Annotated in this window: 7 protein-coding genes and 1 pseudogene; 6 read left to right on the forward strand and 2 right to left on the reverse strand. The window is 39.1% G+C overall.

Features of this window, described 5'->3' with window-relative positions; genetic code table 11:
• Positions 1–8 precede the first annotated feature (8 nt).
• The 6 genes and pseudogenes from F8N35_RS01570 to F8N35_RS01595 form a co-directional block, all read left to right on the forward strand.
• Positions 9–806: pseudogene (locus F8N35_RS01570) on the forward strand (magnesium chelatase domain-containing protein); the annotation flags it as partial.
• 208 nt (positions 807–1,014) lie between these two features.
• A complete protein-coding gene (locus tag F8N35_RS01575) occupies positions 1,015–2,757 on the forward strand; it encodes a hypothetical protein (RefSeq protein WP_293049598.1) in 1,743 nt (580 codons plus the stop codon).
• Between the two features lie 1,113 nt (positions 2,758–3,870).
• Positions 3,871–4,299, forward strand: a complete 429-nt coding sequence (locus F8N35_RS01580; protein ID WP_293049599.1) for a T9SS type A sorting domain-containing protein — start codon at positions 3,871–3,873, stop codon at positions 4,297–4,299.
• Positions 4,300–4,781: 482 nt separating this feature from the next.
• Positions 4,782–10,883 carry an RHS repeat-associated core domain-containing protein gene (locus F8N35_RS01585; RefSeq protein ID WP_293049600.1) on the forward strand — a complete coding sequence of 2,034 codons (6,102 nt, stop codon included), beginning with the start codon at positions 4,782–4,784 and terminating at the stop codon, positions 10,881–10,883.
• A 5-nt stretch (positions 10,884–10,888) separates the two neighbouring features.
• Entirely contained in the window at positions 10,889–11,266 is a 378-nt protein-coding gene (locus F8N35_RS01590; protein ID WP_293049601.1) for a hypothetical protein, read from the forward strand.
• Positions 11,267–11,506: 240 nt separating this feature from the next.
• Positions 11,507–11,812, forward strand: a complete 306-nt coding sequence (locus tag F8N35_RS01595; protein WP_293049602.1) for a hypothetical protein — start codon at positions 11,507–11,509, stop codon at positions 11,810–11,812.
• Between the two features lie 268 nt (positions 11,813–12,080).
• Here F8N35_RS01595 and F8N35_RS14555 read toward each other — a convergent pair whose 3' ends face one another.
• Entirely contained in the window at positions 12,081–13,199 is a 1,119-nt protein-coding gene (locus F8N35_RS14555) for a TniQ family protein (RefSeq protein ID WP_363928357.1), read from the reverse strand.
• The gene (locus tag F8N35_RS01600; protein WP_293049603.1) at positions 13,150–14,043 is read right to left on the reverse strand and encodes a TniB family NTP-binding protein; all 894 of its coding nucleotides are present in this window, start codon (positions 14,041–14,043) and stop codon (positions 13,150–13,152) included. Before F8N35_RS01600 ends, F8N35_RS14555 begins: the two co-directional genes overlap by 50 nt.
• Position 14,044: the final 1 nt, after the last annotated feature.

Here is a 14,044-nt window from a genome sequence, read left to right on the forward strand (position 1 = left end):
AGAAGAAAATGTTAGTAAAAACCTTCGGAGCTGCCGTGCATGGTATCAATGCCACTATTGTAACTATTGAGGTAAATGTGTCTCGTGGTATACGTTTCTTTTTGGTTGGACTGCCTGATAATGCGGTGAAAGAGAGTCAACAACGAATTATTTCAGCTCTGCAGGTAAACAACATTGAGTTCCCCCGTTACCAAATTGTGATTAACATGGCGCCTGCCGATATACGCAAAGAAGGTTCAGCATATGATCTTCCGCTTGCAATAGGGATACTGGCTGCTGCAAAAACAATTCAGAGTGACGAGTTGGAAAAATATCTCATCATGGGTGAACTATCGCTTGACGGAACGGTCCAACCCGTAAAGGGAATACTTCCCATTGCGATCAAAGCCCGTGAAGAAGGTTTTAAAGGAATGATTGTTCCAAAAGCGAATGCCCGTGAAGCTGCGGTTGTCAATAATCTGGACGTGTATGGAGCAGAAAACATTACCGAAGTGATTGATTTCTTCAACGGGAATAAGCATTTGGAACTTGTTACGGTTGATACACGACAGGAGTTTTTCGATAATATCGGCCATTTTGAAGCTGATTTTTCGGATGTGAAAGGGCAGGAGAGTGTGAAGCGGGCGATAGAAGTTGCGGCAGCCGGTGGGCACAATCTGATTATGGTTGGACCTCCGGGCGCAGGTAAATCCATGATGGCAAAGCGTATTCCGTCAATACTTCCACCTCTTACCTTGCACGAGGCGCTCGAAACCACCAAAATTCATTCGGTGGCAGGTAAAATGTCAGGCAATACCTCGCTTTTGGCTCAAATGTCAATTACAAAAGTAAATGCGAAAATTTAGAAGATAATGCAAAAATATATCAGCAGCTTATTCAATGGCATATCAATGTAATTGTAGAAGTTTAAATATTTATAAAGAATTATTGGAGATCATGTCGCTCAGCTTCTAATGAGGCGTAGAGATAAATGTATACTTTTTTATTAAATAAATGTGTTAATGATACAATGAAATGAATCTGGGCATTAAAATACCTCAAAAAGGGGATTGGATATTAATTGGTATTGGGAGTATAGAGATTTCAGATAACAATAGAGATATTGTGTCCCTTCAATTTATTAATTATGCGAGCTTTCGAGACCATATCGAAACAAACAAACCATTGCTATCGACTGATTTTACAAGATACCTAATTGATTTTAAATTGCTTCACTTGGTTGAAATTGGAACTGTCTATTTTGAAGATGGGACGATAAGGAGGAACTATGATTTTGCAATTTCATATATAGAAAAACAAAAGCAAAATTTACCCAGAAATTTTGCCGCATTCCGAGTCGAAATAGAAAATCCACAGAATTATAATTACTTAAAGTTTTCTGATATTATTTCTTCAGAATTACCAGACTATCAGTTTGATATAAAATCACAACCTTATCGATATCTTAATTTCTCTTATGCGATTAAGATCCCAAAGAAAGATATTGGATATGATTTTCCAATCATAATATCTTGTGCTGAAATTGCTAGGTTCTTTTTTTTAAAAGGTCAGAAGCTTAGTGAGAATTTGTTAAATGAAAAGCTTACATGCTATTTGTCATCTTTATTAACGCCCGAAACCAGGAATGGTAAGCGAATTGCAGAGTTTGTAATTGAAGAGGGGTACTTTGACAGTGAAATTTTATGTATAGCACAATTATTATATCAAAAATATTTTGCCTATAGCTTTAAAACTCTTGTGTCAAATAGGAATAATGATCTATATCGTTATCAGCCCAAAAAGTATTGGAATTTGAAAACGAAAATACCAGTTTCGTCAGCGATCACACTTGAAGTTTCTGGATACCATATTACAAACTCGCCTACATCCCCCTTTGTTGTCTGTCAAATTCATGCGGCATCATACTCTTGGGCATTTGATGACGTTTTATATTTGGCACTTAGCGATAAATCATCTATTCGGGATAAGAGTCAAATTGAGGATCTTTCTGCAATTAGTTATCAGAAAAAATGCAGTTATAATAAAGTCGGAAGTCCAAAAACAATCTGCTCAAATTCAAAAGCCAGTATAGGTTCACTTTCTCGGTATTTCGAAAAAGAATCGAAAGGATTAGGACTAATTCATTCAAACATTCCACAAGTACACCGTAGGGAAAAGGAAAAACAATACAATCAGTACCATTCTTCACAGATAATCTTAGATCAGTCAGTTTACATGCAGTATTCAAATCTCGGAAGGGATAATGTCTCAACCACAACGGGGCATTGTAAAACAGCTCGTAAAGATCTTGACTTTTCACCTGTATGCAATTGGAACGGTTTAGAATATATTAAGAAGATTGCATCTAATTTATCGAATAAGGATGGCTGGAAAGTCGTGTACTTTGATGATCGATCAAAAACTTTCTCAAATACATGGCATTATATAGCAAACAATGAAATGCAATTGTGTATTGTAGGTATACAAATACAAGAAAAATTATGCTTCTACTTGTTTGAATCTTATTTTATGGAACTGGGTTTTGTGAGACTTACCACAATGTTTTATAGGTCAAATTTCCAACCACTTAAGTTGTATCACGTCGAATTGTTAATTGATAAAACGTTATTATGTAAAGCTAATTTTGGGAAAACCCCACCAATCGGTCTTGTTCCCCATTTAAAGATGAAACGTTTTAATCACCAAAATGAAACATTTAATGACTCTACGGATAAAATTGAAACTACAATTCTCAACTTGATAAAAAAAGAACAGTAACTGTAGCGAATGTCAAACTTCATTTTATCAAGAAAAACTGATGACCTTTGGAATAGATGAAAGAATTGAGGTTTAATAATCTCTATCGAATCTAATTGTCGTATCAGAATTGTAATGAGTCATTTGCTGTAATATCTAACAGTCTGTTTGTTATTGGATAAAACACTGTTGGTTTTAATAGCATTTGATTTTTTTAGATAAACAGAGAACCAAATTTGAAGTTAAAGCCGAGAAGCAGGATGACTCAGAGTCTGTTGCCTTAATTGAAGAAATCAGGCAACAATATAATCATGGTAATTTCAAAGTTATCTAAACAGAAAATTTGTAGAGATAACGTGAATCTCTCAAATAAATAGTGTGGACTAAGCTACAATTCCCCCATTTCGTCTGTACTAAACGGTGCATTTATCAATTTTACACTACTAAATGAGCTATTCTTGCGTTTTGTATGAGCTCAGTTCAAGATCGCAAATTGCGATCTTATTGGATGCTCCAATTTGTGAAATTCATCTGATTAACCTAAGGTTACCCCAGTGATATTTCCAGTAATCATCGCCTGTCTAAATTGAGATAAGAGAATATGCTTGTGGATGACTAATGGTTTCAAGTACGCGTTTAAGGTCGCAATTTGTGATATTAAGATAGCACATTCGTTTTCTTAAACCAGCTAATTTCTACGGTTTGTGTGTGCTATACGAGTACTATTACAATAGTTCGTCTATGCTAAATTTAAGTTGATTATTTTAGTATGGAATTTATCTATACTCTCCTCTTTGTGAGACTTTTTCTTTTTTTATTTAAGATGTATTATTTTAAAAATTTGTTTTTTGTTGACTATTCTTATTTTGCATTGTTTTGTTAAGTGAACAAAATGAGTTAAATTTGTCCTCGAAAAATGACGATCTTGGTTAGTTTTAGTCATTGTTCTTATCCAAAATCTACAGTATCAAGAGTTATTGTTCGTTCCCGGGCATGTCTTTTGTGTCAAATCTCCCCAAATAATCGATAGAATGTTAATTTTAGTCCCGTCAAAGGATTATAAATAAAGCGAAAGGTGCCTTTTAGCGTATAAATTGCACTTGTTGAATTGTAAATATTTATAAAATGTTATTTATGAAGACAATCTTGTTATCCATGTTTTTATTCGCGGGTCTTTATGGATATGCCCAAACGCCCACAATCGGGTACACGTATGATGCCGGAGGCAACCGTACTTCTCGGTACGTTGTCTCTATAGGATCCCATGTTTCAGCTTTTAACGGAAGCTCCGAACAGCCTGTAGCTCAAGTGAACGAGGGTTTGCAAACCATTTCCATTTATCCGAATCCTACCAACGGAATCTTTGCCATAGGAATTGCTAATCTGGACAAATCAAAAGAAAACTATTTGGTGCTTTATGATATGCAGGGAAAGCAGCTCAAGCGCCAGCTTATCATTGCTGAACGTACTTCTGTTGATATAACTTGGAATTCTGTAGGAATGTACCTGCTGGATATATATTTGGGGGGAGTTAGCAGTCATTGGAAAATCGTAAAACAATAATACATATGAAAAGGAGATTTTTTTATTCAGGGCTATTATTCCTCTCTTTTTTGTTGATAATCCTATGTGGATGCGCAGACAATCAATCCTAAACGGATGGCAATTTTAACAAATTGCCAGAGATATATTCGGGATTTTCCATCAAGGTAAACCAAGCGATAATAATCACCTCCCAGATACAAATGTATAATCTGCTGAATACTTTCATTATAAACAATTATTACGATCTTAAAAATCTTAATTTTTCTCGGTGTTCTTTAATAGTGGGAGTCTGAGCTTATACATCTACATCCAAAGTTATCAATCTGTGACTTTTGTTGATCAGCAATCCATAGAGGGTTATGTGTTTAATCTGCAATTATATTATGATAATAGAATAGATAACTCTGGTCTTCAATAACGGCAGTGATTGTCAATGAGATGCAATCCTCGGCTTCAATATCTTTGAATTTATATTAAAGGGATACTAAAAACTACTAAACATGAAACAATCTATACCCAATACTTCTTTCTTTTATATTTTGGCAAACAATAACAAGTTTTGGATCATTCTGAGCTTTGTGCTGTTGTTACCATATATATCGGTGAGTTATGTCAATGGCACCAATTATTTAACAAACAACCAGGTGTCTTCCTTACGTCAAAATACATCTAACCCGCAGGTGGGAACCACAGCTGGATCGTTTAATATCTCAGCCACTGGCGGAGCGACTTATACTGTACCTATTACTGTTCCGCCCGGTCCCGGCGGATTACAACCTTCGTTGGCTATTACTTACAATAGCCAAGCCCGTAACGGATTGCTGGGTATGGGAATGAATCTTACGGGGATCTCTGTTATTACCAGAGCTCCGTCGACGGTTTACTATGATGGACAGGCTAAACCCATACAGGTTTCAACATCTGATAACTATGCTATTGACGGTACCCGATTACTGCTTACTTCAGGAAGCGCAGGTACGACTGGTGCTGTTTACTCTACGGCATCAGAGACTTTTTCAAGGGTCACTATCAAGGATGTGACTTCCTATGGTGCCAAATGGTTTGAATTGACAACAAAGGAAGGCGTCACCTATCGATACGGAAGCGGAAGCGGAACGTTAAATGATCCCACCAATCCTAATGTTATAGTTGCTTGGTACTTGGACTACGTCCAGGATGCCAACGGTAATTATATGCAATACAATTACCAGCGTAACGGAAATGTGCTTTACCTGAATAACATATCTTATGGGGGTAATGTTAATACGGGAGTATCCTCTCCATTTTGCGTGCAGTTTACATATGACACACGTCAAGATACCGTAAAAACACATTTTCAGTCGATAGGTTATCACGCAGCCACGCCAAGCTCCACAAGAACATCATCATACTATTACAATTATAATCTTCCATGCAATATAACCAGCTTGCTTACAAAATGTGTTATATCGGGTAACGGTAATATTTTACGCACATATGAATGCCAATACACCTATGATGCATACTCGCGGCTTGCAGCAGTCAGCGAGAAAGGAATAGGAGGAGCACAGTATTACCCGGTACTGTTCAACTGGAATACCACCGGAGACATGTCCAGTATCCAGGATAAATCAGTTGCTCTTTCTTCATCCAACATCAGCGGAGATGTTACTTTTTTTTCTGCAGACTTAAATGGGGACGGACTGGATGACCTGGTAACGGTACAAAATGTTACGGATAATTCAGGGGTTACCCGTTCAAATGGGTGTGTACATACGGCCAACCTGAGTAACGGGAATGTCACCTTCAACCTTACGGCCAGTATCAAACTACTGGCTACCGCAAACTCATCCATTCTTCGGTCTTCACAAGGGTCACCCCTGACGGGCGATTTAACGGGGACAGGAATAAAACGACTTTTCTTCCCGATGTTTGTATCCAGTTCAGGAATAAACTATGTCAATCAGTACTGGATTAGCTCCAATGCCATTACCTCTGACAATAACGGGCAGTATAACATTTCATGCGGCTCTCAGTGTCCATTGATGGCGATAGCTGATATCAATCAGGACGGCAAAGATGAACTGATATTTTTAGAAAAAGACGGAACGACAGATAGAGCCAGCGGTGGAAAATATACCTATCAATTGGCATTTTATAACGGGACGCAGTGGGTCAAGCAATCTTTTGTCTGGACCAGCCAACCATCCCAACTGTATGTGGCGGATTTTAATGGAGACGGGTTTCCTGATATTTGCGTACTGGGAGGGGCTTCAAGCGGAACCCGTATCGGAGGATGCTATGCCATCTTGTTGAACCAGGGAGGGGCATCCCTTACTGCATTATATCCCACCTCTCCACAAATAGCATATAGTACTTTTAATGCTGGTGATTATATGGTACGGATGGGCGATTTTAACGGTGATGGCTTTCCTGATTTTCTCCTTTATAAATATGCGTCTTCTACTTGGTATCTTGCACTTAATGACGGACAAGGAAAATTTTCAGTAAAAACTGTCAATTTACAGGGACGCAAAAATGACTTAACAACCACAAAAGATGATGATAAATTCAACTTCTATGTGAACGATATTGATGGGGATGGGAAGTCGGATGTCATAGTTACAAGTGCTTCATACGGCTATCCCAATGATTATTTTATTAAATTTACCACAGATTGGTTTACATCTACCGGAACTGATTTTGTATTACAACAATCCACTTCTACCAGTCAGGATAATACATGGAGTAACCTAATTACAATGGGGGACTTTAACGGTGATGGTAGGCAGGAACTATTTGCGAGGGGATATGATTTGTTTTCAGGTTCAGGCACTCTTGATAACAGGATATATGACAACATGAAAATCAATACGCGTCCCCTTTCCTCCGTAACGAACGGTTTGAATGCCGTCACCTCTTTCAGTTACACCTCCCTGAGCGATCCTTCCATTTATACCAAGGGAAGCGGAAGTGTTTACCCTGTGGTGGATATTTCACCGGCTCTGATGGCAGTCAGCAGTGCTGTGGTTTCAGGGATCTCGACTGCCACTACTCAATTTAGTTATGGCGGAGCCCGCATGCACTTGCAGAAAGGTTTCTTGGGCTTTGCATCCACTTGCGCAAGTCAGGTGGAAATGGGAGTTTCCACCAAGACCGCCACCTCCCTTAACACAACATGGTATGTGCCGGCAACGGTTACCGGACAGACGGTCTACACGGACGGCACAGTAGCATCAAGCACCTCTTCGTTTAATTATACCGACCTTGGGAGTAAACGCTACCTGCAATTGCCAGCCACTAAAACCGACCAGGATATTTATGGCAATACGGTTTCGACGAGCTATATATACGATGGGAATGGTAACCTGTCTTCAGAAAATGCATCCTTCGGTGGTGGTTTTTACAAACAGACATCTTATGCAAACTACACAGCAGCGGGAAGCTATATGCCTAATAAGCCGCAGCAGATAACAATCACATCGAAACATCCCGATGATGCGAATACCTTTGTTACCCAAACAACTTATACCTATGATGCCTCACATGGGTATGTAACCGGAAAAACGGATAATGCACAGGCTTCCGACAAGCAGGTGGTAACAAAATATAGTAACTTTGACGGGTGGGGAAACCCTCAGTCCGTTACCATAGCGCCAGCTGGTTTGTCTGCAAATACGGAAACTTTCCAGTATGACGCTACCGGGCGTTTTGTTACAAAGCATTCGACGCTGCTAAGTTCCATAACGACCACATATGACCTGTGGGGCAATACTCTTAGTACAACTGATGATCTTAATCGTACGACTACCAGCAGCTATGACGGGCTGGGGCGGATAGCTTCCATTACCTATCCCGATGGACGTGTCAAGACAATGACTTTTGGTTGGGGAACCGATACCAATCTGTGCTGGTACCGACTAACACAGCTCACAGGTTCTCCTTGGACAAAAACATGGTATGATAATCTTGGTAGAGAGACCAAAACTGAAAGCGTGGGAATGAAAGGTGTGTCAGTCACAACTTCTCAGGGATATAATAACAAGGGACAGGTTACAAGCAAAAACTGGTCAAAAGGCAATCTTAGCGGAGTAGATGTATACCAGTATGATGCTCAGGGAAGGGTAATTCAGGACTGCAATAACAGCACTGGGACAACAGTATATGCTTACGGCAACCGTACCAACTCTGTGACCAAAGATAATAAAACCACAACCAAGACAGTGGATGCGTGGGGTAATCCCGTAACTGTGACTGATCCTGCCGGTAACACGATAAGCTATACTTATTACTCTTGCGGAAAACCGCATACGGTGACGGCTCCCGGTAATGCCCAGTGGAGCATGGTCTATGACAAGGTTGGAAACCAAACACAGCTCACAGACCCTAATGCTGGCAATATCACTTACCAGTATAACGCACTTGGTCAGCTTACCGGGCAGGTTACGCCCAGAAACAGTACGGTAATCGCTTACGACACTTATGATCGCATACAGTCTAAGATTCGCAACGGGTCGGAATCCACTTCTTACTCGTACGTGCCCTCCGGAAACGGCAAAGGGCTGTTGCAAAACGTGACTGGCCCTAACGGTTACCAGATCAGTTACACCTATGACCTGTATGACCGCCTGATTACCGAAGCACGCCAGATCGATAAGGAAAGCTTTTCCTTTAGCTACGGTTACGACGCTTCCGGCAACCAGACAACCACTACGTACCCCACTGGGTACGTAATAAGCCGCGCATATGACAGTTACGGTTTCCTGGATAATGTATCGTCAGTTGGAACTATCCTTTGGAAGCAAGGAGACTATTTAGGAACCAGCTCAAACGGCACATTGGCCGACGGGGCAATGACTATTTATACTCAGAGGGTATCCGATGGACGTCTACAAGTGCTCAATTCTCAGAAAGGTAGTTCCAATCTGCGTAATTTTGTCTATGATTTCAGTGCGTCAACGAGCAATCTTAGTTCACGTAACGACGGGGTGAAAGGAATATCCGACAGTTTCGTATACGACAACCTTGAACGCCTTACCTCCGTCACAGGATCCAATCCGCAAAGCATAATATACGATTCCAACGGTAACATAACCGTCAAAAGTAATGCCGGCACTTACCTGTATGACGCAGGGTTACCGCATGCCGTAACAAAAGTGCAAAATTACAGCAATCTTATCCCGGCAATAGCTCAGAGTATTACCTACAATTCGTTCGACAAAGTGTCGGGTATTAATGAGGGGGTAAACCAACTAAATATCAGTTACACTCCAGATGAAGAAAGAGCAAAAAACATCCTATTCCAATCAGGGGTTGCTCAAAAAACCGTTATCTTTGACGGTGATTTCGAGAGAGAAGCTTTTGCAAGCGGCACTGTGCGTAACCTGCACTATATTGCGCTGGGCAATGGTGTGTTTGCCGTAATGGTAAGAAATGCAGGAACTGATTCCCTGTATTACGTGCATCCCGATCATTTGGGTAGCTATGCGGTGGTAACCGATGCTCAGGGAAATGTAAAGGAGAGGGCAGCTTATGATCCATGGGGATTGCGTACCATTACTGAAGGAAAACTGATTTTCTCCCGTGGTTTTACAGGACATGAGCACCTGAATGAGTTTGGACTTGTCAACATGAATGGGCGGTGCTATGATCCTGTTTTGGGCAGGTTCTTGAGCCCAGATCCATATATTCAGGCACCGGACTTTTCGCAAAGCTTTAACCGGTATAGCTATTGCGTAAACAATCCGCTAAAGTACACAGATCCAAATGGTAAGTGGGCTTTACTTGATGACGCAATTACAATGGTAGTGGGAGCTGTAACCAATACAATCACTAATGCGGGCAATATACATTCTTTGGGACAAGGACTGAGTTATTTCTTAACCGGAGCTGTAGCTGGCGAAGTATCTCTTTATGCCTCTCCTGCCTTAGGAGGAGCCTTTTTGGGAGGAATGAATAACCTTATTAATCAGGTTTCTACCAAAGGATGGGATAATATAAATGGAAGTGAATTGATGTTCTCTGCAACAATGGGCGGGATGACTGCTGGATTCGGTCAATACATTAGCAAATCGGTCACTCCATTTGTCGGGAAATTTGCTGTTTCCTTAACAGACAGTCCGGTATTCCAGCAAGCCTTTACTCAAAGTATAACCAATGCTGCATCAGGTTTTTCAATCGGAACCGGTTTTTCTTTGTTAAATGGAGATAAACTTTCTGTTGCGCTTGGCAAAGGAGGACGAGGAGCCCTTTCTGGTTTCGGTATTGGTGTAATCAATGGGGTTGCTGCAGGAATCAGAATCGCGGATACGTATAATGAAAATCCTTGGACGGGAGGAGCAAAAAGGCCTGATGGAGCTGAAACATTCTTTGAAAATTCAAAATATTCATCCAAAGTTCAACAACAGATGTCTAACCCAGAAGATATGGTTCATTCCTTCCCTCAAAGTGTTGATGGATTTGCAACTAAGTATGGACAGTGGTCTACTAAGATTGGAGCAGATGGAAATGCTTATCAATGGTTAGAAATGAATGGAAGTTATGGTAACAAAACAGGTACTTTTGAATATATTCAGGATTCTAACGGAATAATAAACCATCGATATTTTAATATTAATAAATAAGAAATATGGCAAATGTATCTCAATATTTTGATTTTATTAAAGCAAAGGGGAATCCTTTAAAGGATATAAATCCAGGAAGTAAAGAACTATCTCTAAATTATAAAGATGCCTTAAAAGCAGTAGAATTGCTAAAAGATTGTATGTGTCCCATCTTAGGAGGTGATATTCTATCAGAAAAGCAAGGGATATTTGGTTATGCGTATCAACTTTGGGGTTCGGAATATCATTGTCTAAACTGGTACTGTGAAAAGCTGGATGACGAAAATGGGAACGCCTATTGTATTAGAAGTTATGAAATAGCAAAAGCTGCTATTGAGAACGCTAATAAAGTAGCAATAAAATTAGGCTACAGTTGTTATATAGTCTTAGTGATACAGGGTTGAAGTCTGAGATCTAAGGGAAATATCCCGGCATTAGCGGATAAAAAATCGGCTGACAGTACATATTTCCATAAGCTACTACAATTGCAAAGATGGAATACTTCCTGCTATTGGACCACGTCCAGTCATAAATGGCACTGGAATTGAAATTTTATATAAAGGAGGTGTTTCTACAGATTATATCAATAGAATTAAATAACGGCATCACAAATTGAATATAATTTTGAAGAATTGTTACTCACATTGAGAAATAACAAATCACAAAAATTTGGAAATTTTGTAATTACACGATTGGAACATGGCAACATAGAAGTAAATGGATATTTGCCATATCATAAATATAATACGATTTCATCTATCCCTAAAGAACACATTCATGAAGAACTAGATAAAATGAAGGAAACATTTAATCAAATAATTAGCAAATCGGAGAAAGTCAAAAAAATTATTATGGAATGCGGAATTAATTATTTTCTAGTTTATGATTATGGGAACGGCGGTGTTGCAGCATGCTCAGAGGAAAATGGAGTGTATAAAGAGTATTTGTAGTGGTACCGCTAATATTGCAGACAAAATTCATGCTAAGGCAGCAATCCTATTGGATTGCTGCCTTAATTTTTTGAAGCATTATATGAACATAGAGGCGATATGTGACATTTCTGGCTGATCCTATAGTTTGCAAATACGCTGGGTTAACGTACTGAATATTCTAGGTATTCGCTTAGTTTTTCGTCAGTCTTAAAAGAAGAAAGTTTGTCGTAATGAATCCACGTTTGAGACTAAATTATGAGAACTTCTCAAGTGTAATCGTTAAACATCACAAATCAATATGTCCAATCTCACACTTTGATCTCTGGCTAGCAGTTAGCTGATAAAAGTGATCAGCCACTACTTTCTTATACCAATAGGGTGGATTTTTTAAGTCTCTCAATAATTCAGACCCGTGCTTGATTCGAGATGTGAAAACTGATATAAATCTGTGAGGCCAATCGTCTAAGAGCCAGAATGCCATAGTAATGACTAGCCTTCGTACATGTAAAGGGAGGGCCTCAAATCGTATCCTTCTTTCAAAACTAAAATCAATTAGATTACAATATGTTTTTTCTGTAATTACATCCCGAATATTTTGACTTAAAGTGAGATTTCCGGCTAATAATTTCACTAAAAAATGAAGCACGTCAAAAAATAGAATAGGATAAATTACATTGCTACAATATCCCTCTTTCATTATGCTGTATAGTCTCTGCTGGATGCTTAGCTCTTGCGCAGAAGCCACTATGCGTTCAGATGTGGTCAGATTAAATCCACAATTATAGCAAAACGAGATTGGACGATCAGACTGACTAGTTTTCTTTCCGAGCTCATTTCGAAAGAACATAATTGGCTTCCCGCACTCAGGACACTGATCTAATAATTGAATATTACATTCCGGACAACATGTCGAGAAAGCAAGCCTCCAAGTCTTCCTGAAAAAGGGATCTTCTCTGTCTTTTGATAAACATTCAGGGCAAAAAAGGATCGCTTTGTTATGAATAAACCTATGATACTTCGACATGGGTAATATCCAGTGAGCACAAGAGGTGCTATTTGTTTTGGCTTGATATAAAATATCTTGATAAGACCGTAATGTAGTTTCCAATATTTGTTCTATTGATGCACATGTTATTTCTGATAATGATTTTAATACGGAAAAATTGGGATTAAAATCAATATCTCGATTCCAAAATTCAACTTCAGGCCAAAGAATTTTCGTAAAACTATGTATCTTCAAACCATGTTGATGCGCAGTGCGTACCAACCAGCTTGAAAATAGCTCTCCCGGTTTCGGAGGTCGTACGGCTGGCAAATACTTCAAATAACCTTCGGGGCAATGACGGAATTGTAGTTCAATATGATTCAAAATGCTTTTTTCTTTCCGAAGGAGGTATATAATCAATGGAGTCCAAAATCTTTCTGGAGATCTGTTCTGTTCCTTGTTTGATTGCTAATATCGCAGCCTTCTTTATTACTGTTGAAATTTCACCGATAGTACCTTCACTCATTCCTAAAATACACTGAGACATGTTATATTCAACAAGATTAGAAGGTTTTTTCAATGGGGTAAGATACTCCATGCTTGCCAATAACCGTAGGTATTCCTCATTCATTGTCCATTTGGGTAAAATTACAGGCTCAAATCGGTTTGACAACTGAGGGTCTGTATTAATTGCAGCTAGGGCATCTTTCGTTCCAACTCCTACTATTACAATCCGCAATTCATTTGCAAGGTATTTTATTACATTAAGGAATATCCTTTGAGCAGCAAGATTTCCTGCCAGAATATGATGTATTTCATCTATAATTAACATCTTGGTTTCCATTCGGCGTAAAACATTCAATAATTGCTGCTGTTTATGCTCCACCCGATCACTAACTCTATAGGGAACAAAGAGACTATCAAGTAAATTATTATAAAATCGTTTTTCATCTGGCTTCGGCGGTGCCTGACAATAAACAATTGGAGCGATGAAAGATTGATCTGCTTCTCGAAGATAAGGTTTGTGACTTACAAAAAATCGATTAGCAAGGATTGTTTTGCCATTATTGGTATCCCCGACTATTAGCAAATTGGGCATACGAATGACGCGTGGATATATTAGAAGATCTTCTAGTTTGGCAATAATACATTGAGCCCGCGAATAACCAATCCAAGAATCTTGTTGTATTTTATTTATTCTGGCTTCTTCCTCAAGTAACAATATAGCATGTAAGCTAGGATGAAGATGTTTAATTTCCATCATT

This window comes from Paludibacter sp. (assembly GCF_009712605.1).
Lineage (GTDB): Bacteria > Bacteroidota > Bacteroidia > Bacteroidales > Paludibacteraceae > Microbacter.

Excerpts from the sequence above, each read along its gene's own strand:
- F8N35_RS01575 (WP_293049598.1), top strand. The coding sequence starts at position 1,015 with ATGAATCTGGGCATTAAAATACCTCAAAAAGGGGATTGGATATTAATT.
- F8N35_RS01580 (WP_293049599.1), top strand. The coding sequence starts at position 3,871 with ATGAAGACAATCTTGTTATCCATGTTTTTATTCGCGGGTCTTTATGGA.
- F8N35_RS01585 (WP_293049600.1), top strand. The coding sequence starts at position 4,782 with ATGAAACAATCTATACCCAATACTTCTTTCTTTTATATTTTGGCAAAC.
- F8N35_RS01590 (WP_293049601.1), top strand. The coding sequence starts at position 10,889 with ATGGCAAATGTATCTCAATATTTTGATTTTATTAAAGCAAAGGGGAAT.
- F8N35_RS01600 (WP_293049603.1), bottom strand. The coding sequence starts at position 14,043 with ATGATGGAAATTAAACATCTTCATCCTAGCTTACATGCTATATTGTTA.